The following is an 18,111-nucleotide window of genomic DNA, read 5'->3' as shown; positions in this document are numbered from 1 at the left end:
ATGGAACTCTGGGAATGAGCTGGAGCAAAAAACGCACCCGGTGCGTAAATGGAACTCTGGGAATGAGCTGGTGCAAAAAACGCACCCGGTGCGTAACGATGGACTGACATGAAAATATAAAAATTCAAAGGAGTGTAAGATTAATGAAGAATAAAGGCAGATCATTCGATCAAATGATTTTCAATAAAAAGCCTAAGAAAGCATGGGGACTAAAGGAAGATGAAACAGTGGTGGAATCACCCAGAGATGATTATGAGGATGCAATAGTCAGTGAGATTGAACCGGATCTTCCTCAGTCGGATGTTGATCAATTAAAACATAAAGTGGATCATCCACTTGAAAAAAATGATCATGACCGATTACCGATTGAAAATCAACGAGCAGATTTAACCAATCAAAATAACGATAAAAATTCAAGTGATGAGATTGTCATCAAAGCTGATCACAAAGATATTACGACATTGGAGAAAATTATCGCCAAGCTTCAGGCTGAAAAAGAAGAATTAGCTTTAGAAAATGACCGGTTAAAATTTCATAACAGCGAAATGAAAGAAATTATCGTGGATATGGGCTTAACCGGAAAAATGGAATTGCTGGAAAATTATAAAAATGAAAGTGAAAAGAAAGATTTCATCATTAAAAAACTTGAAAATAAATTAAATGATAATCAAGCCTACATTGAAAACCTGAAAACCAATTTATTTTCTGGAATAAATCAGCTGTTTGAGCAAAAACCCACGCAGACACTTCAAATTGAAGAAATTAAAAACGAAAATATTTCGAAAATCCCAAGTGAAAGCGAAGAATCCATCGAAAATAAGGTTTTAAATTTAAAAAGTGAAGGGAAAAGCCCCCGGCAGATAGCAAGTATCACAAATTTAACTACAATAAAAATCGATGAAATTCTAAAAAAGCATGAAAGGGTCGAAAAACATGCCTAAATTATGGCCGATCAGCCCCTTATTTTCTTTTTCAATCACCCGGGCGTTACAAATGCCCATTTGTAACGCCCAAAAGACCGGAGTTGGGACGAAGGGCAAGATTCCCGAATGTTTACAGATGGGCGAACGGCCCATCTGAAACATTCAGATCTTGTTTTCTCTTTCTGAGAAAATGAAGTATGGGGGACACCCCCAAACCCCCGGAAAAGAAAATTCCTGTTTCCTCGGGAAACAAATGATGAAAAAGATATAAAAATAATCAGATTAATTTTTTGGACTTTGAAAATAACGTATTATTTAAAAATGCAAGGAGTGGATGAAGTGCCTAAGATCGAATATGTTCCAAAGAAGTTTCGACAGACCAGCCTTGAACTAATATGGAGAATAAATACTGTCATAGCAGACTATGAAGCTCAAGGTTACAGCTTGACGTTAAGACAAGTCTATTATCAAATGGTAGCACGAGATATTATTCCCAACAATGAAAGAAGCTATAAAAATCTGGGTGCGCTGATTAATGATGCTCGACTGGCAGGATTGATCGACTGGAATGCGATTGAAGATCGTACCCGAAATATTCGAGGACGTACTCATTGGGAAAAACCAGGCGATGTAATTAAGGCTGCTGCATACAACTATCATTTAGATTATTGGCAGGATCAAGACAATTATGTTGAGGTTTGGGTAGAAAAGGATGCACTAGTAGGAGTAGTTGGCAGAATCTGTGACCAGCTGGATCTCAAATATTTTTCTTGCCGAGGGTATGTAAGTCAATCAGAAATGTGGGTTGCTGCCAAAAGGTTAGAGAAAAGACAACGTGAAGGCAAGAATATTGTTCTGCTGCACCTGGGCGATCACGATCCAAGTGGAATTGATATGAGCCGGGACATTCTGGAAAGATTGAATATTTTTGAAACGGATAATGTCGTATTCAAACGATTGGCTCTGAATATGGAACAAATTGAAGAATACAACCCACCGCCAAATCCTACAAAGCTGTCCGATAGTCGTGCCACTAAATACCTTTTGGACTTTGGTCATGAATGCTGGGAGCTGGATGCGCTGGAGCCTAAAGTCATAGATGAACTTATTAAGGATAATGTACTGAATTTTCGGGATGAAAAAAAATATAATCAGATCAAAAAGCAAGAAGCATTAGGAATAGAATTTTTAGAAGAAATTGCAGAGAACTTTGATCGTATTGAACTGAATTGGAAAGAGATTAAAAGCAACTATATGGGTGATTTATGAGCAGAAAAAAGTTAAATCAATCTGAAAGAAAGAGGATTTTTAATAAAACAGATGGACATTGTGCCTATTGTGGAACGGAATTGGAATTTGGTAAGATGCAGATCGATCATATTGTCCCGATCAGTCGGGGTGGTGAGGATGATGAGAAAAACATGATAGCTGCTTGCCGATCCTGTAATCATTACAAAAGTACTTTATTTCTGGAGGAATTCAGATCCGAAATCGAAAAGTGGCATCAACGGCTCATGCGGGATAGTGTTACTTATAAAAACGCAATCCGATATGGGGTGGTTGAGCATAAGTCGAAGGAAATCGTCTTTTATTTTGAAACAATTCAATGATTTGATTTTCAAAGTTTAAAAATTGGAAGTGCCTATTCTGTTTCCTCGGGAAACAAAATACCGCTGATAATTGGATTTAATAGTGGAGGAAATAATCAATGAGTAGTGATGGGCGGAGTGAAGGCGGAGATCGGTTCATATTTTTGGTTGTTATAGTAATTGCAGCTACTGGATTAATTGGTTATATAAGCAAAAGTAATGATCTCCGATACCTAAACAAACCGGTAGTTGAAAGAATTGATGAAATTATATTTTTAAACGATTCAAATATTGAGACTTCCGACTTGTATCGAATAAAGGTGAAAGATGGGTTAATCGAAATATATCATAATAGCGAGAATTATAAAGCTGTTTATAAAGTCAAAGATGCAGACTCGCTGGAATTCCAATCGCCAGATGGTGAAATAATGGTTATCAGGTACATCGACTATACTAAGCCTGAATCAATTGAACAAATTGACATCTTTAATTATGCAATCAAAGTCTTCAAAGGAACTATTTCTTTAGATGAACAGATCAAGCTGAAGCTTTCTGGTAGTAATACGGCTGAGATTGTATTAAGTAATGAAAACATGATAAATAAACTAACTAGTGGAGTTGAAAATGACGGTGCAATAGGAAAGGCAGTATTATGGTCGCTTATAATAATTGTGGGCGTCATTATCGGAGTCGTAATTGTTTTGATCGCTGTCTCAAATTACAGGTTAAAAAAAGAGCGAAAAAAAGCCGATGATAAGTGGAAAAGTATGTTTTAGCAAAACATTGATCATCATTAATGAAGGAAAAAAGACATTCGAGAATATAAAAAAATGCCAAATCTGTTTCCTCGGGAAACAGGATTAAAAAAAAATAACATAGGAGGATAAATCAATGAATGAACTGGAATTTAAAAATACCGCGGAATTTGCAAATTGGGCAAATGACAAAGAAATTTTCAGTATGGAATATCATGCCACTTTGGGTGGCAGAAAAAGCCAAAACTGCTTCGAAGCAGATATTGAAAAGAATGGTGTCTATCTTATCTGTATTGAAAAAAGCGAAAAGGAAATCTTTTTAAAAAGTTTTGATGACTTGACAGAATGGCAAGAAAAAAATGAAGTCACAGATCTGATCAACAATGGATTAAGTGATATCTATATTGGTTTTAATCAATTTGTCGCTCAAAGCGATGGCATAGAAATTCAGATTTATATCGATGCTGTTTCCTGTTCTTTATAAAATCTTGTTTCCTCGGGAAACAGGATGGAGGTGATTGAGATAAAAAAGAAGACATTATGCAGCTTACGTCTGGATAAAGGGTTGTCCCAGGACGCTCTGGCAACGATGCTGGGAGTCTCACGAAAAAAGATTTATCGGTATGAAAATGGTTTAACCATTCCCAGTGATGAAATTAAGCAGCAGCTGGGCCTGATCTTCTACCTGAGCCGGGATGATCTGGATGAAGTTATTAAAAATACCGTTGATGCTGCCAAAGAAAAAAGCCAAACTTATCCCTTCACCATCTCGTTTCGGTGTACAGCGGATATGTATGAAAAAATAGAAGCCAACGCAAAAATGGCCAACATGACAGTGGGCCAATATGTCAGAGAAACCTATGCCGGCGGGCAGTTAGTCGTTTTAGACGGACTCAAGGATTTTTCAAAGGATCTGACCAGGATCGGCACGAATCTTAATCAATTGACCAAGCTATGCCATATGGGGAAGATCAATGCCCCTGAATTAAAATCAGTACAGAAAACACTAACGGAGATTTATATCAAGCTGAATCGAATCATCAGCAAATGAGATAGATCTTTTTTTATTGGCTCATTTCTGTTTCCTCGGGAAACAGGGAAATATAAATTAAGGAGAAGTTGATGAACAAAGTAATTCTAATTGGCAGGCTGACCAGAGATCCGGAGGTGAAAAATACCACCACCGGCAATGCCGTGGCAACATTTACTCTGGCAGCGGATCGGCGCTTTAAAAACAAAGATGGACAAAAGGAAGCGGATTTTATACCCATTGTGGTGTGGGGCAAGCAGGCCGAGTTTGTCGGACAGTATTTATCCAAGGGCAGTCAAATTGGGTTGTCGGGGCGATTACAGGTGCGGAGCTATGATGGCCAGGATGGTCAGCGCCGGTACGTGACCGAAGTGGTGGCCGATGAGGTCTATTTCATTTCCACTAAGCGAAAGGAGAATAACGGCAGTAATCAAAATGGCTTGTCAACCGGAATGGGAAATGGGGTGATGGGGCTGGATGAGGATTTTCATCTAATGGATGATGAAGACGATATTCCTTTTTGAAGCGATTCTGATTAATGGGCTGCTTAAAGAAGGAGATACTTACCAGACAGATATCATAGATGATCTGTTTTTTTATGTAACGACTCAAAGCTGTTTCCTCAGGAAACAAAAATAAGGGGGATAACTGATATGAAAATGGTCTATGTGTGTTCACCGCTCAAGGCGAATGAAGAAAGAAGCATGGAAGACAATATGAATCGGGCCAAAGAATGGTGCCGGCAGGCCAGCGAATTTAATGTACTGCCACTGGCTCCCCATACCATCTTTACCCAATACCTGGACGACACCATCCCAAGCCAGCGGGATAAGGGGCTTGAAATGGGGATCGAACTGCTTAAGCAGTGCAAAGAGATCTGGGTGCATGGTAATACATTATCTGAAGGGATGATCAGTGAGATTATTTTGGCCAAAGAAATGAATAAACCGATTATTGCGAAGGATATGGATCGGGAAACCTATAAAGATTTTATGGCCTATCAGGGGGTATTTAAAGAAGCGTTTTCAAATGAACAGTGGGAAATGATATGCATTGGACTTGATGAGGGACTGAATGTATCAAGCTATGCCCGATCCAATGTGTCAGCCGATCAGATGATGGAACGGATTGATCAGTTAAAACAGGGAATCGAAACTGAACCGGCGATTATTGATATTTCCGAAAGAAATCGCTTTGAACCGGAACTGGATTATGAAGAAGACTGGGCACAGGAAGCTTAAGTCTGTTTCCCGAGGAAACAGGAAAGGAGAGAAGGATGGGGCGTTTGCCGGAGGAAGTGTTTGAAAAGGTCAAAGCGATCAGCATCGTTGATTATGCCATGGCCAATGGTTATGAACTGGTTCAGATCGGGAATCAGGTTAAAGTCAGGAATCAGGGTGGACTATTTATCGATCCCGATTTAAATCGTTGGAATCGACTGTCCGATGATTCAAAAGAAGCGTGCGGTGGGATTATTCAGTTTGTGATGTATATGGAGGGAAAAAGCATGGGTGAAGCGATCCATGAGCTGGCAGCCTTTATCAATCATCATCCCGAACCCAGTGAAGTGGCAAAAACCTATATCAAAAAAGCCAAGGAGTATAAAAAGACCAATGATGGCATCTTCAAACCACCAGAAAAATCCGCCAATTATCGGCGGATTTTTGCGTATCTGGTAAAAACCCGCTGTATTGACCCGGAGGTTGTCAATTACTATGTCAAACAACATAAAATTTATGAAGATCAAAATCATAATTGTGCCTTTTGTGGGTTTGATGAAAATGGAGTAGTTAAGAGTATTTCCCTTCGGGGAACCTATGACGTGCCAGGAAAGGAACCGTTTAAGGGGATCGTAAAAAACTCAGACAAGCACTACCCTTTTGTCCATGAAGGTAAAGGCAATCAAGTGTTGGTGTACGAAGCACCCATTGACATGCTCTCCTATCAAACCATTAAACGGCTGATTGGGGATATTACTCAGAATAAGGATGATCACTACATTGCGCTAAATGGCGTAGCGCATATTGGTCTGATTCACTATCTGAAGACACACCCGGAGATTGAGCATATTGTGACGTGTCTGGATAATGATGAACCCGGACATAAAAATACCCTGGAGTTGATTAACGCCGTTGAAGAAGTATTTCCAGGGAAGTACTCCTTTGATCTTAAGATTCCACCAGAACCGCATAAAGACTGGAATCAACTATTAGTAAGCATTTGCCAGGAGCGAGAAAACACAGCCCTTCAAACCGAAGCAGAAGATGAGTGGGTGCAGGAAGCTTGAAGGAAATCTGTTTCCTCGGGAAACAGGAAATAGAAAAACAGATGATTTAAGTCAAACGTGTTTCCCGGGGAAACACGGAAATCAGGAAATGGAGGATAAAGAATGTTATTTTTTGATACCAGTTAACAGGGACTCAATAAAAACGAAGGGAGGATGAACAGAGATTAAAAAAATAATACTACTGATATTGTTGGTTGGTATGGTGGCTGTGGTAACCAGCGGATGTTTTATAACCGATCTGGTAACGGATATCTTTAAAAAACCGGTGCTTGCCGGCGAGTGGTACAACAAGGACAGCAATACCTACATTGCACTTAATGATGATGGAAATTTTACCATGGGGTATGGCAAAGGTAACGCCAATACGGGTGGAACCTATGATTATGACAAGAAGGAAATTACCCTACATTTGGATTACTCAATCAAGGCTGATGGAACGAAGGAGGATTGGAAGCAGAGCAGCTTAACCGGTGGAACGGGTAAAATTGTCATGCCCTATGAACTTCAAGGCGATGGCACATTGAAAATAAAATCTGAAGGGGGCAATCTCACTTATGAAAAAATTGGTGGAGAGTCGATAGATACCAATTTAGAAAATTTAGTTGGAACCTGGGACTATGAAAAAGGCGGTCTTCAATTGATTTTGTCAGACGATGGCAGCTATACCATATGTGATGACTATGCCATATCGGATGATGATACAAAAAAGGACAGTCCTGATCAGGGGAGTTATACATTTTCAGATGGAGTATTAACACTGACAATAAATGGATCATCCCACGATTTCCAGGCAGAGCTGGTGATGAAGGATCGGCTCAGGCTGGAGAATGAAACCGGAACATTTTATTATGTCCGGGTTAAGGAATAGGTGGTGATATTGTGAAATTAAAAATTGTCCGTGGAATGATGGCAGGATTCATCTTTGTGCTGCTGGCCATCGGAAGTCTGTTTTTTATACGGACCATTGATGGATTTATGACGGGACAGGGGATTTTACCCTTTAACGTTCCCTTAAAGGAAGTGTTTGACGCTGTTCTTGCAAGCGAGAATACATTTCACATGTATCTTTTGTGTCTGGCCTTTGCCCTGTTTATGGCAGTGGCTTTTTTTATTGGCCAAAGCAAGACCTATAAGAGTGAGCTAATCAGTATAACCCCAGATATTCAAACCCCCCGGCCGGCAGGACAGAATCAGCATGGTTCGGCCCGGTGGCTGGATCCCAACAAGAAGGATCGGGCCTTTGATTACGTGGTCATCCGAAAGAAGAATCCCTTTATACAATTTTTGTTACGCAGCGGAAAGGAGGAAAGAAGACAGATTAAAAAGGGAAATTACTGGTTTGAAGAAAAAAATAGAGAAAATAAAAAAACCTTTAAAATGGGTGGCCTGGTGCTTGGAAAAGATGATCAAGTGTTGGGAAATGAAAAAATCTATTTCATAGGAGAAGATGTTCACGGGTTAATGATTGGATCCACACGATGTGGAAAAACTCGAACCCTCGTCTTACAGACCATCGGGATGCTGGCATTGGCCAGAGAATCATCAATTAATTGTGATCCAAAAGGTGAGAACCACGATTACACAGCCCCCTTTCTGAAAAAATGCGGTATTGATGTATTTACACTGGATTTTAAAAATCCCCTTAAAAGTAATCACTACAACTATCTTCAATCAATAATCGATGCGGTTGAAAACGGAAATATGTCTCAGGCCATCGATTATGTCTGGGATATTACCAGTGCATTGGTTGGGGAGGCCAAGGGTGAAAAATTATGGAACAACGGCGAAGCCAGTATTATTGCCAGCTGCATTATGATTGTGGTTTTCGAAAACAAGGACAATCCGGAATATCAGAATCTGACAAACGTTTTTTATTTCATAGCCGAGATGTGTAAAGCTCCCAAACAGGGGGACGAAATGTTGTTGGCTAAATACATGAAGAAACTGAAAGTCGAAAATCCGACCCACCCGGCGTTGGGCTTAGTAGCTATTTCAGATATTGCCCCATCAAAGACCCGGGGCAGCTTCTACACCAGTGCGCTGACCACCCTTAGACTCTTTACCAATCCGCTGATCTATGAAATGACCCGTAAAACAGATTTTCGCCCCAAAGATATTGGCAGTCGACCCACGGCGGTATTTATGATTTTACCTGATGGCAAAACAACCTACTATTCACTTGCTTCGCTGTTCTGCACCCAAGTCTACAGTGCACTGTCGGATTTTGCGGATAAGCTGGGCGGACGCTTGCCGGTTCGTGTTAATTATGTACTTGATGAGTTTGGGAACTTTACCAGAATACCAGAGTTTGCCACCCAACTTTCAGTGGGTGGTGGTCGGGGAATCCGTTTTAACTTGTTTGTTCAATCATTAGCACAACTGGAAGAAAAATACGGTCGGGAGATTGCCCGGATCATCCGATCCAACTGTGAAACCTGGATTTATCTTCAGGCCGAGGATCTGGAAACGCAAAAAGAAGTTTCCGAACGACTGGGGAAATATACCACTACATCCTATTCCCTGTCATCGTCACAGCAGCATTACACTTCCAATTCCAGTCAATCGGTGAATCTGGTGGGACGGGAGCTGTTGACTGCCAATGAAGTCAGTCGGATCCGACGCCCCTACAACCTGGTCACCAGTCGGAATGATCCAGCGATTATGACATCCCCGGATATCAGCAAATGGTTATTTAATGACTTCTATGGATTAGGCAGCAAAGAACATAATAACAAACTCCGAATGATCCGCAGCGATGCCAGACCGACTCATCAGGAAAGTGGAATCCAATTATGGGGAATCTGGAAGCGCTATCAGATCTGAGTGAGCGTTTATACTTCTAAAGAAAGGAGGTGATGGCGATGTTTAAGGATTTTATATGGGTAACTGGATTAGTTAAACTTCTGACGGATATGTCATTGGCGCTGTATATTGTCTTACCAATTTTATCGTTGATTGTCATTGGCTGGAACGTAATCAAACGGCTACAGGCAGATGATCATGAAAAAATAAAGTACAAAGAGAACATGAAAACAACCCTGGTCTATCTGGTTATCGGAATGACGGTTAATGGTTTTATCACTATGCTTTTAAGCTATTTCCCGAGTTCCTGAAGGTTGTTTCCCGAGGAAACAAGGTAAAGAAATTAAAAATAAAATTAAAAGGAGTAATTTAATGGCTTTAAAATTAAAAAATGTAAAAGAAGCAGTAGTTAAACCCTTTGTGATATGGCATGCAAAGCTCGTAAACAGCGAAGTTGAAGAAATGAAGACCGATTCCGGCTCGATCATTGAGGGTGCAGGGATGTGGATTGTCGGGTTGCTTGGTGTGGCACTGTTTTTATATGGATTTCGGGATATCATTGGAAATACCATCCTACCGTCGATTACGTCAAACATTCAGGCGCTGTTTTCAAACATCCCAACATCTTAAATGCAAAGATTTAAAAAGAACGGCTATTGTTTGAACCGTTCTTTTTCTTTTTTAATCAAAGAGAGAAAGGAGAATTATGTATCCAATCTTTAAAAACTTTATCTTTGATGCAATTAACAATAGTGGCGTGATTACCGGCAGCATCAAAAGTCTGGCTGAACAGGTGTTTTACATCGATAAATATATCGGAGATGCTTCGGGACTCGATTTATCAACGGGGCTGACCCTGATTTTTTATCAACTGGCCCTTCTGTTATTGGTAATCAAGTTTTCTAAGAGTGGCTTTGAAACCTATATAACCTGGACTGGTGGCGATCCGGATAGCGATCCCATGGCGATGCTGCAACGAATGGTTAAAGCAGTCGTTATGATTGTAGCCTTCCCGATGCTCTATCAGATCTTTGCGCGGGTATGTACCGGCGTATTGTATGAAATACTCAATAGCATGAATTCAAAATTTCTGTATGAAGAAAACTATGTAGTAAGTTTGATCGAAGCCGGAACGGGGCCGTTTGCAGTGCTTTTTTTCTTTATCGGCGCACTGGTGCTCTATTTTCAGATGCTGGCCCGGGGCGTTCAAATGTGGATCATGCAGATCGGCTTTCCATTGGCCTGTGTGGGACTCATAGAAAGTGACAACGGGGTGTTTGCGCCTTTTATGATGACCTTTTTCAAGGCCGGAATTACCACCATCATTCAGCTTTCACTATTGTCACTGTCCTATATTCTGATGGCCACTGGTGATTTTATGATTGGCTTTGGTGCCCTGGCAGCGGGAATTTCCACGCCGGTCTTGCTACAACAGTTTATGGTTCATTCCGGGAATGCAAATCTATCGGGTAAGGCACTGACCATTGCCCGGGTAACGGAGGTGGCCGTGCGGTCAGTCAAATAAAAATGAAAGGAGTCGTATGGAAACCATTGATTATTTTATGGATTTAAACAATATCTATACTTTGCTTTTATATTTAATCAATGCCGGTGTTGTCTTTCGGCTGGGTTACTGTATTACCCATATGATTCATTCCCCGGATGAAAAAGGGGTTTATATAAGGCGGATCAGGAACGTTTTAATCTTCTGTGTCATTGTCAACACCCTGATCCCATTTCGGGATTTAATTCTGGCTTATATCACATAAATCTGTTTCCTCGGGAAACAGGGAAAGGAGGAATTGATGGAGTATCATGAGGAACTATATATCCCGATGGGGATTAAAGCCAACCGCCAGGTGATTGAAGGGATGGAAGTGAAGGAAATATTTTTGATGGGTGTGATGGTCTGTATCACCGTCATTCTGTGTACCCTTTACTATGTTACCTTTACCAATCCGTTTGGAACATTTTTCGGCGGTTTGGCGATCCTGTTGTCTTCCTATCTGGTGCTTAAAAAAAGCGAAAAGGATAATCAGTCCTTTCTGGATATGCTTATGCACATCATCAGCTATTACCGGGGTCGTAAGCACTATGCCTATATCCACCTAAATGAGTGGGAGTAGGAGAAATGGCATCATTCGGATTAAGTGGTGTTTTGGCTTGCTGGTTTTTAATGGGATCAGTATTAAAAAGGCAGTTTAAAAAGGCGGTTCTCCCCACAGCATTGATTGTGGCAACGCCTTTTTTATTTTTACTATTGGTGATGGATGATCCGGTGATTATTTTACGCACCGGATTATTTTGTTGTCTGATGTTTTACATCGGATACTTTGATTTTAAAACGAAGACCATTCCCCGAGTTGTCCATCCCCTGATTCTGTTTGTCGGGTGTCTTGGAATCAGCGGAGAATGGTTAGTGAGACAGGCCATCCCCGGGGCATTGACCCTGGGTATCCTGATGGCAGCTTCCGGCTGGCTGATTAAAAAAATCACCAGACAGGATCAGGCCATTGGCTTAGGAGATGTTAAGCTTGTCACCGTTTGTGGGTTTTATCTGGGCATGGATGCCGGTGTAACCGGTCTGATGATCGGATTATTTCTGAGCATCCTATGGGCTCGGGCCAGGCATCTTAAACGCAATGAAGTGTTTGCTTTTGCGCCGTTTCTATGCTCAGGCTTTATGATTGCAGTAATGTTATTAGAAAGGATGGTGTATCAGTGAAAAATGGAGGTAGAATGCTGATTGGTTTTTTTGTGGTCGTGTTTGCGTTGTTATTGGCCTTTGTGATTGTGCCTACGGGCACGGGCATGATTGGTAACACGACAACGATTGTACGGGTCAAAGAAACCATCCGGGTGGGGGATCAACTCACCGAACGGAATGTTGAGGAGGTGGAGGTTAGCGGATACAATTTACCGGCTAACGCCATCAAAAGTAAGAATGAGGTCATTGGCAAGTATTCCACCGCAAAGCTGGAATCGGGAGACTATGTACTGCAAAGCAAGCTGGTTAATGACATGATCACCAGTGGGAACTATATGAGTGCCCTGGATGGCGGAAAACAGATTGTGTCAGTGACCATTAAAGACTTTGCCAATGGCATTTCCGGAAAACTCATGCCCGGAGATGTGGTGATGATTTTAAATAATGCTGAAGCAGTGGGTAACCGCAGCACGATTTATCCGGAACTGCAATATGTCAAGGTGCTGGCAGTGACCACCCAGACCGGGGTGGATATGGGCGGAGAAAAATTATCAGATGATGCGGAGTTGCCGGCGACAGTGACCCTGCTGGTCAACAAGGCCCAGGCACAGTTGCTCACCGGCCTGGAAAAGAATGGAAACATTGTTTTTGCCCTGATGTATCGGGGGGACGAAGATACGGCCAACCAGTTTTTACAAAAACAGGAAGAAGTTTTTAAGACCGGTGGCATTTAAGCTGTTTCCCCGGGAAACAGGAAATGGAAGATTGGACGATACACAGTCTTGTTTCCTCGGGAAACAAAATGTTCAGGAAACGGAGGATTTTATGGAGCAAAGTCAGGAAAAAGCAAGTAAATATGTGGGAATGTCTTGTGATCTTGAGAGATTGAATAGATTTTTAAAAGACGAGAAGATAATTTTTATCGATCCGAAGGGCGAATATAACCCAATACCTGAAAAGGAGGTGTCGCTATGGAAGTAATCACCGTATGGGGATCCCCAGGCGGGGGGAAAACAACCCTCAGTCTGGAGCTGGCCAAGCATATCAGTGAGAAGACAAAGGAAAACGTTGTGCTGATATTCACCGAAGATCAGGCCAGTCCCTTATCCTATTTGTTTCCCAGTCTCAATAAGGAGGGTGGCTCGCTGGGAAAGATCATTACCATGGCCGGGTTTGACCAGGAAGAACTGCTAAAAACGTTGGTGAACCACCCCAAGAATAAATACCTGGCCTTTTTGGGGTATCGGAGTGAGGATTCCAAACGCAGTTATCCGGAAGTGGTGGAACCCCAGGTGATTGACCTGTTTGTCACCCTGGGCCAGAAATTCAAGTATGCCATCATCGATGGACAATCCAGCGTTCATAACGATTGGATTACCCAGTACGGCTTACGGTATGGAAAGTGTGTCATGGTTGGTGGCGGTGACTTAAAAAGCATTGCCTTTTTTAATGGAACCACCGCCATGCTTCAGGACTTTACCGGGTTTCGGGACAATGTCATCCGGGTATTGAATAACCCCTGGGATTTTGACTCCTGGCTGCTGGTGGGGGATAAATACGGGGGCGTCGATTATGCCTTTCCCTACAGTATGGATATTCAGATGGCTTATCTGGAGGAAACCTCCATCAAATCCCTTAAACAAACTAAACGGAATCGGGAGTTTGTGGATGCACTCAACCAGTTAAGCCAGGAGCTGATCAATGAAGAAGAAAGAACGGATCAAAAGAATAAAAAAAGAAAATCGGGAAATCAAAAGAAACGACCTAAAAAAGAGCGCATTAAAAAAGAAAAAACATCCAAACGTAAACTTTTTAAAATTCCTTTTAGAAAAAACAAGGAGGAAATCGAATGAACAGTCTATACAAGCGCAACCAGGAGCTGCTGGATCTGATCGGGCGGATACAACAATATATCAGCCGAACCAATTCCAAGGCGCTGGGGGATGTAAAAAAGAATGAAGCGTTGATTAAAAAAGATATCCGCAAGTACATCGAAGATCATCGGGTTTTAATCGATGGATACACCAGCATTGAGCTGCTTAACCGGATTTTTTCAGAGATGGGTGAATATGGGATCTTAACAGCTTACCTGGAAAATGAGAACAAGGAGCTGGAGGAAATAAATATCAATAGTTATGATAGCGTGGTGCTCCATTATAAAAATGGGGATGTGGTTCGTGCCCCGGAAACGTTCCTGTCAGCAGAATCAGCCAAAAACATCATGATCCGATTATTATTTCAGCAATCAGAAAAAACGTTGTCCGCTGCAACACCTGTTGTGACTGGGTACTTAAAAAATAATATTCGAATCACCGCAACCTGCCCGCCACTTATTGATGAGGAGTGCGGTGTTCAGGCTTCGATCCGTTTTGTCAATCCCAGTAAGTTAAGAAGGGATGATTTAATTAGAAAGGAAACCCTCACAGAGGAAATGTTTGATTTTATCAATCTGTGCGCTTCCAGTGGCTTGAGTGGGGTTGTGGCTGGATCGACCAGCTCCGGAAAAACGACAACCTTAGACGGAATTCTCGGAGATGTGGATAAACGCAAACGGATCATTTCCATTGAAGAAAATGTTAGAGAACTGGATTTAGTAACCCGGGATGAAAATGGGATTATCGATAATAACGTGGTTCATTGGAAAACTCACGGGACAATAAACTCGAGGGAGTTATTAAAAACAGCACTAACCTGTGATCCCGATATTATCGTCCCTCAGGAAATGAAAGGGGAAGAAGCTTATGCTGCCCAGGAAGCAGCCCGAACTGGCCATGCGGTTTTGACAACCACCCATGCTAACTCCTGCCGGGCAGCTTATACCCGGATGCTGACGCTTTGTATGCTGGATTCAACTCTGGAAGATAAGGTGCTGTACCGATTGGTATGTGAAGCCTTTACCATTGCGATATTCTGTAAACGGCTGGACGATTATTCCCGAAAGGTGATGGAGATTACCGAATGTATTGTTGATGAACACGGAGATGCAAACTTTCGGACACTGTATGACTATGAGATAGACAGCTCGGAAAAAATTTCAGATACAAAAACAATTATCAAAGGCCATTTTGTCAAGCGCAACAACATGTCAAAAAGCCTGCAACAATGGCTGATTACCAATGGCGTCCCGACTCGTACCCTGGAGCGTTTCATTGATGAGTCGTTGGGTGAGGAAGGTAAGGCGATATGAATGGGATAAGTTTTTTTATCTTTACACTGCTTCTGGTGGGCCTGTGTCTGCTATTTAATGTGTCACCCTTTGAGCTGACCAGCCGACTTATGGATCGGATCGTCAATGATAAGAGCGATATTCAATCGGTGATTAAAAAGACCGTCCGGAAAGACCGTCGAACGCCATTTCAGGGACTGACCACAACCATCCGGGAAGCCCAGATGATCTTAAAAACGACCAATCGGGAAAGTGTCTTTGCGATCCTGGTAATGGCAGCAACGATTCTTTTTATTGTGGGCCTGATTCTCGGATTACTAATGGAAAACATCCTGATATCTGCCGTTCTCGGTGTTGGAATGGCCTTGTTCCCTTTCTGGTACATCAAGCTGGCAGAAATAACCTATCGGAAGGAATTAAATGATGAACTCAACAAAACACTATCGATCATTACCACTTCCTACAGTCGATCACGCAATATTGTCAAAGCGATTGAGGAAAATTTACATCATATGAATCCACCACTGTTACCGGTGTTTGAAGCCTTTGTCTTTGATATCAGTTATATCACGGCGGATATTCCGGGAGCACTTCTGGAAATGAGTGAAAAGATCGATAACCAGATTTATAAGGAGTGGTGCCGGGCGGTGATTGCCTGCCAGGACAATCCCAACCTGATTGAAACGCTGCCGGCGATTGTCCGAAAATTTACGGATATCAAAGAAGCGAATGACGACTTTGGAACAGATATGCATACGCCTTTAAGAATTGTTCTCACCATGGTTTTTATCAATGTGGGTGTGCCGGTTCTTTTTTATTTCATCAACAGGACATGGTACCTGGCGCTTGTGGATTCATGGGGCGGTAAGATCATTCTGGCTCTTGTTTTGTTGGTTATTTTTATATCTCTCAATGCTGCCATAAAAGATATCAAACCCATTGAATACAGCAGGTAGCGAAAGGAGGTTAGATAATGAATAATACGGCCTATTTAATCAGTCTTGCCATGCTCTTTGGTTATGGGTTATTCCAGTTGGTTGGTGGTATTTTTGATGTGCCATCCCATCGTGAGATTAAAACAATCATGGCAGTTGGCAAAAAAAAGAAAGAGCGGGTCAATGTTCTGGATGCCTTTGTCTTTAAGGTATCCCACTTGATAATTCCCTATGTTCGGATCAATCCTTATAAACGTAAAAAAATGGGCAATGCCCTTAAATCCCTGGGATCACTGGATACGCCGGAAATGGTCTATAGCCGGGCTTTTGTCGAGTCGGCTATCTATGCTGGGGTTGGTTTGATTCTGGTGTTTGTTCATCCGATTTTTACCTTGATTCTGCTTTTCTATGCGATACAGCGGTTCTCGACCCAGATTGGAAAGATTGATCAGTTGATGCGGAAACGTCGTGAAAAAATCGAATGGGAATTGCCCCGGTTTGTCAATACCGTGCAACAGGAAATTAAAAAGCGACAGGATTTGCTGGCGATTCTCATTGATTTCCGCAAAAACTCTGACGGAGAACTGGGGGAAGAATTGGAAGTGACCATTGCCGATATGAAAACATCGGATTATGAAAATGCCATTTCACGACTGGATGCCCGGGTGGTCAGCTCGCTTTTATCGGATGTGACCCAGGGCTTAATCGCGGTGTTGCGGGGGGATGATATTGTTTCCTACTTTGAGCAGCTGGGGATTCAGTTGCGGTCTTTTGAAAAGAACCGGCTGAAAAAGGAAATGAACCGGCGACTGGAGAAAATTAAAAAGTACCCCTATATTTTACTTTTTACATTTCTGCTCATGGTTGTCTATGCCGTTGGTTATGACATCATGACCACACTGCCAAGTATTTTTTAGAAAGGAGGGTTCAAGTGAAAGGTAATCAGGTGAAGGTTGACAAAGGTTCAGCCATATTGGAATTTTCGATATTCTTCCTGTTGGCGATGTTTGTCTTAACCCTTATATTGGGAGTTTTACCGGTATGGACTCAATATCAGAAGCTGAACTATATCGCCCATGGAGTCTTACGGGATGCTGAGCTGGTGGGAAATACCGGGAATACAGTAATGGATACTTATGAAGATTTGCAGGCAGAAACGGGATTAAAAACAAAAGATATCAGTTTTAACGGAACAAAGTATATCGGGGGATCGAAAAATGTCCAGATTAACGATCCCATCCAGGTAACAGTGAAGTCAGATTTTGTCTGGTTCAGCAGTTTTATCGGGGGTGGTTTCACCATTGAACTGGTGGCCCCTGCCAGTGGACGTAGCGGAGTGTACTATAAATGATGGGATTGGCGAAGCTATTTAAGAAAAAAGATGCTGGGATGTCTGTTCCCATGGTTGCGGCACTACTGCTTATTTTACTGATGCTATTCTGTGCGATGTACGAGTATCTAAGGGTTGTATCCATCGTTATGCAGCTGGATCAGGCGGTGGAGCAGTCGGTTCAGGGCGTGGCGATGGAAAACTGGGACGAGGTCTATCAGGGTGTCCGGGAAGGTTATGCCGGGACATACACCAAGGCCGAGTTGACGGATGACTGGGAAGAAGTGATGAACCGGGAACAGATCCTTGCTCAAATGAAAAAAATGATCGACTTTAAAGTGGAGGGCAATACCTGGGTCAAGGAGGATGATGCTGGCAATGTGTTGTTTTCCTTAAAGCCAAAGGATACAACGGTGAAAATCACCAACACCCAGCTGGCAGCAGCGGAAGGGGATGCCCTTACCGTGGAAACCACCAATACCATCACCGTGCCCTGGCGGTTTTTGGGAGCCATGTTTAACGCTCCTCCGATTGTGGTGGAGCGGGTAACGGTATCTGGTTATACACCAAAGTTTTAGCAACGTTTT

25 protein-coding genes are annotated in these 18,111 nt (G+C 42.1%); all 25 read left to right on the top strand.

Annotation, left to right across the window (positions count from 1 at the left end; genetic code table 11):
• The first annotated feature begins 143 nt into the window (after nt 1–143).
• The 25 genes from Q7P33_RS15850 (at nt 144) to Q7P33_RS15730 (ending at nt 18,102) form a co-directional block, all read left to right on the top strand.
• Nucleotides 144–941, top strand: a complete 798-nt coding sequence (locus Q7P33_RS15850; RefSeq protein ID WP_303871716.1) for a hypothetical protein — start codon at nt 144–146, stop codon at nt 939–941.
• 321 nt (nt 942–1,262) lie between these two features.
• Nucleotides 1,263–2,192 carry a hypothetical protein gene (locus Q7P33_RS15845; protein WP_303871715.1) on the top strand — a complete coding sequence of 310 codons (930 nt, stop codon included), beginning with the start codon at nt 1,263–1,265 and terminating at the stop codon, nt 2,190–2,192.
• A complete protein-coding gene (locus tag Q7P33_RS15840; protein ID WP_303871714.1) occupies nt 2,189–2,533 on the top strand; it encodes an HNH endonuclease in 345 nt (114 codons plus the stop codon). The genes Q7P33_RS15845 and Q7P33_RS15840 overlap by 4 nt, the downstream gene beginning before the upstream one ends.
• A 98-nt stretch (nt 2,534–2,631) precedes the next feature.
• Nucleotides 2,632–3,288 (top strand): hypothetical protein, encoded by a 657-nt coding sequence (locus Q7P33_RS15835; protein WP_303871713.1) that lies wholly within the window; start codon nt 2,632–2,634, stop codon nt 3,286–3,288.
• A 115-nt stretch (nt 3,289–3,403) separates the two neighbouring features.
• Nucleotides 3,404–3,751, top strand: a complete 348-nt coding sequence (locus tag Q7P33_RS15830) for a hypothetical protein (protein ID WP_303871712.1) — start codon at nt 3,404–3,406, stop codon at nt 3,749–3,751.
• Between the two features lie 30 nt (nt 3,752–3,781).
• Entirely contained in the window at nt 3,782–4,318 is a 537-nt protein-coding gene (gene mobC, locus Q7P33_RS15825; protein WP_303871711.1) for a plasmid mobilization relaxosome protein MobC, read from the top strand.
• A 71-nt stretch (nt 4,319–4,389) separates the two neighbouring features.
• Nucleotides 4,390–4,821 carry a single-stranded DNA-binding protein gene (locus tag Q7P33_RS15820; protein ID WP_303871710.1) on the top strand — a complete coding sequence of 144 codons (432 nt, stop codon included), beginning with the start codon at nt 4,390–4,392 and terminating at the stop codon, nt 4,819–4,821.
• A 129-nt stretch (nt 4,822–4,950) separates the two neighbouring features.
• Nucleotides 4,951–5,538, top strand: a complete 588-nt coding sequence (locus tag Q7P33_RS15815) for a DUF4406 domain-containing protein (protein WP_303871709.1) — start codon at nt 4,951–4,953, stop codon at nt 5,536–5,538.
• 35 nt (nt 5,539–5,573) lie between these two features.
• Nucleotides 5,574–6,584: a DUF3991 and TOPRIM domain-containing protein gene (locus tag Q7P33_RS15810; RefSeq protein ID WP_303871708.1), complete on the top strand. Its 1,011-nt coding sequence runs from the start codon at nt 5,574–5,576 to the stop codon at nt 6,582–6,584.
• Between the two features lie 187 nt (nt 6,585–6,771).
• The gene (locus Q7P33_RS15805) at nt 6,772–7,452 is read left to right on the top strand and encodes a hypothetical protein (RefSeq protein ID WP_303871707.1); all 681 of its coding nucleotides are present in this window, start codon (nt 6,772–6,774) and stop codon (nt 7,450–7,452) included.
• 11 nt (nt 7,453–7,463) lie between these two features.
• A complete protein-coding gene (locus tag Q7P33_RS15800; RefSeq protein ID WP_303871706.1) occupies nt 7,464–9,407 on the top strand; it encodes a VirD4-like conjugal transfer protein, CD1115 family in 1,944 nt (647 codons plus the stop codon).
• A 38-nt stretch (nt 9,408–9,445) separates the two neighbouring features.
• On the top strand, nt 9,446–9,697 hold the full coding sequence (locus Q7P33_RS15795; RefSeq protein ID WP_303871705.1) for a hypothetical protein: 252 nt from the start codon (nt 9,446–9,448) through the stop codon (nt 9,695–9,697).
• Nucleotides 9,698–9,758: 61 nt separating this feature from the next.
• Complete coding sequence (locus tag Q7P33_RS15790) at nt 9,759–10,016, top strand: hypothetical protein (protein WP_303871704.1); 258 nt, start codon at nt 9,759–9,761, stop codon at nt 10,014–10,016.
• 76 nt (nt 10,017–10,092) lie between these two features.
• Complete coding sequence (locus Q7P33_RS15785) at nt 10,093–10,911, top strand: conjugal transfer protein TrbL family protein (protein ID WP_303871703.1); 819 nt, start codon at nt 10,093–10,095, stop codon at nt 10,909–10,911.
• Nucleotides 10,912–10,927: 16 nt separating this feature from the next.
• Nucleotides 10,928–11,155, top strand: a complete 228-nt coding sequence (locus Q7P33_RS15780; RefSeq protein ID WP_303871702.1) for a hypothetical protein — start codon at nt 10,928–10,930, stop codon at nt 11,153–11,155.
• A gap of 36 nt (nt 11,156–11,191) precedes the next feature.
• Nucleotides 11,192–11,512 (top strand): hypothetical protein, encoded by a 321-nt coding sequence (locus Q7P33_RS15775; protein WP_303871701.1) that lies wholly within the window; start codon nt 11,192–11,194, stop codon nt 11,510–11,512.
• 5 nt (nt 11,513–11,517) lie between these two features.
• Entirely contained in the window at nt 11,518–12,111 is a 594-nt protein-coding gene (locus tag Q7P33_RS15770; protein WP_303871700.1) for a prepilin peptidase, read from the top strand.
• 14 nt (nt 12,112–12,125) lie between these two features.
• The gene (cpaB, locus tag Q7P33_RS15765) at nt 12,126–12,827 is read left to right on the top strand and encodes a Flp pilus assembly protein CpaB (protein ID WP_070370348.1); all 702 of its coding nucleotides are present in this window, start codon (nt 12,126–12,128) and stop codon (nt 12,825–12,827) included.
• A 31-nt stretch (nt 12,828–12,858) separates the two neighbouring features.
• Nucleotides 12,859–13,074 (top strand): hypothetical protein, encoded by a 216-nt coding sequence (locus tag Q7P33_RS15760; protein ID WP_303871699.1) that lies wholly within the window; start codon nt 12,859–12,861, stop codon nt 13,072–13,074.
• Nucleotides 13,065–13,946 carry a hypothetical protein gene (locus Q7P33_RS15755; RefSeq protein WP_303871698.1) on the top strand — a complete coding sequence of 294 codons (882 nt, stop codon included), beginning with the start codon at nt 13,065–13,067 and terminating at the stop codon, nt 13,944–13,946. The genes Q7P33_RS15760 and Q7P33_RS15755 overlap by 10 nt, the downstream gene beginning before the upstream one ends.
• Nucleotides 13,943–15,280: an ATPase, T2SS/T4P/T4SS family gene (locus Q7P33_RS15750; protein WP_303871697.1), complete on the top strand. Its 1,338-nt coding sequence runs from the start codon at nt 13,943–13,945 to the stop codon at nt 15,278–15,280. The genes Q7P33_RS15755 and Q7P33_RS15750 overlap by 4 nt, the downstream gene beginning before the upstream one ends.
• A complete protein-coding gene (locus Q7P33_RS15745) occupies nt 15,277–16,215 on the top strand; it encodes a type II secretion system F family protein (protein WP_303871696.1) in 939 nt (312 codons plus the stop codon). Before Q7P33_RS15750 ends, Q7P33_RS15745 begins: the two co-directional genes overlap by 4 nt.
• Nucleotides 16,216–16,232: 17 nt before the next feature.
• Nucleotides 16,233–17,111, top strand: coding sequence for a hypothetical protein (locus tag Q7P33_RS15740; RefSeq protein ID WP_303871695.1), 879 nt, complete (start codon nt 16,233–16,235; stop codon nt 17,109–17,111).
• A 14-nt stretch (nt 17,112–17,125) separates the two neighbouring features.
• The gene (locus tag Q7P33_RS15735; protein WP_303871694.1) at nt 17,126–17,545 is read left to right on the top strand and encodes a DUF4320 family protein; all 420 of its coding nucleotides are present in this window, start codon (nt 17,126–17,128) and stop codon (nt 17,543–17,545) included.
• The gene (locus tag Q7P33_RS15730; RefSeq protein ID WP_303871693.1) at nt 17,542–18,102 is read left to right on the top strand and encodes a hypothetical protein; all 561 of its coding nucleotides are present in this window, start codon (nt 17,542–17,544) and stop codon (nt 18,100–18,102) included. Before Q7P33_RS15735 ends, Q7P33_RS15730 begins: the two co-directional genes overlap by 4 nt.
• The last annotated feature ends 9 nt before the right edge of the window (nt 18,103–18,111 follow it).

The sequence above is a fragment of the Acetobacterium wieringae genome, assembly GCF_026646375.1.
In the GTDB taxonomy this organism is placed as follows: Bacteria; Bacillota; Clostridia; order Eubacteriales; family Eubacteriaceae; genus Acetobacterium; species Acetobacterium wieringae_A.
Note: the sequence above shows the minus strand (reverse complement) of the source record. Positions and strands in the feature narration are given on the sequence as shown.

Bases quoted from the DNA above. Each gene is read 5' to 3' on its own strand.
- Q7P33_RS15850 (WP_303871716.1), top strand. From the start codon at position 144: ATGAAGAATAAAGGCAGATCATTCGATCAAATGATTTTCAATAAAAAG.
- Q7P33_RS15840 (WP_303871714.1), top strand. From the start codon at position 2,189: ATGAGCAGAAAAAAGTTAAATCAATCTGAAAGAAAGAGGATTTTTAAT.
- Q7P33_RS15835 (WP_303871713.1), top strand. From the start codon at position 2,632: ATGAGTAGTGATGGGCGGAGTGAAGGCGGAGATCGGTTCATATTTTTG.
- Q7P33_RS15830 (WP_303871712.1), top strand. From the start codon at position 3,404: ATGAATGAACTGGAATTTAAAAATACCGCGGAATTTGCAAATTGGGCA.
- Q7P33_RS15820 (WP_303871710.1), top strand. From the start codon at position 4,390: ATGAACAAAGTAATTCTAATTGGCAGGCTGACCAGAGATCCGGAGGTG.
- Q7P33_RS15815 (WP_303871709.1), top strand. From the start codon at position 4,951: ATGAAAATGGTCTATGTGTGTTCACCGCTCAAGGCGAATGAAGAAAGA.
- Q7P33_RS15810 (WP_303871708.1), top strand. From the start codon at position 5,574: ATGGGGCGTTTGCCGGAGGAAGTGTTTGAAAAGGTCAAAGCGATCAGC.
- Q7P33_RS15795 (WP_303871705.1), top strand. From the start codon at position 9,446: ATGTTTAAGGATTTTATATGGGTAACTGGATTAGTTAAACTTCTGACG.
- Q7P33_RS15790 (WP_303871704.1), top strand. From the start codon at position 9,759: ATGGCTTTAAAATTAAAAAATGTAAAAGAAGCAGTAGTTAAACCCTTT.
- Q7P33_RS15785 (WP_303871703.1), top strand. From the start codon at position 10,093: ATGTATCCAATCTTTAAAAACTTTATCTTTGATGCAATTAACAATAGT.
- Q7P33_RS15780 (WP_303871702.1), top strand. From the start codon at position 10,928: ATGGAAACCATTGATTATTTTATGGATTTAAACAATATCTATACTTTG.
- Q7P33_RS15775 (WP_303871701.1), top strand. From the start codon at position 11,192: ATGGAGTATCATGAGGAACTATATATCCCGATGGGGATTAAAGCCAAC.
- Q7P33_RS15770 (WP_303871700.1), top strand. From the start codon at position 11,518: ATGGCATCATTCGGATTAAGTGGTGTTTTGGCTTGCTGGTTTTTAATG.
- cpaB (WP_070370348.1), top strand. From the start codon at position 12,126: ATGCTGATTGGTTTTTTTGTGGTCGTGTTTGCGTTGTTATTGGCCTTT.
- Q7P33_RS15755 (WP_303871698.1), top strand. From the start codon at position 13,065: ATGGAAGTAATCACCGTATGGGGATCCCCAGGCGGGGGGAAAACAACC.
- Q7P33_RS15750 (WP_303871697.1), top strand. From the start codon at position 13,943: ATGAACAGTCTATACAAGCGCAACCAGGAGCTGCTGGATCTGATCGGG.
- Q7P33_RS15745 (WP_303871696.1), top strand. From the start codon at position 15,277: ATGAATGGGATAAGTTTTTTTATCTTTACACTGCTTCTGGTGGGCCTG.
- Q7P33_RS15740 (WP_303871695.1), top strand. From the start codon at position 16,233: ATGAATAATACGGCCTATTTAATCAGTCTTGCCATGCTCTTTGGTTAT.
- Q7P33_RS15730 (WP_303871693.1), top strand. From the start codon at position 17,542: ATGATGGGATTGGCGAAGCTATTTAAGAAAAAAGATGCTGGGATGTCT.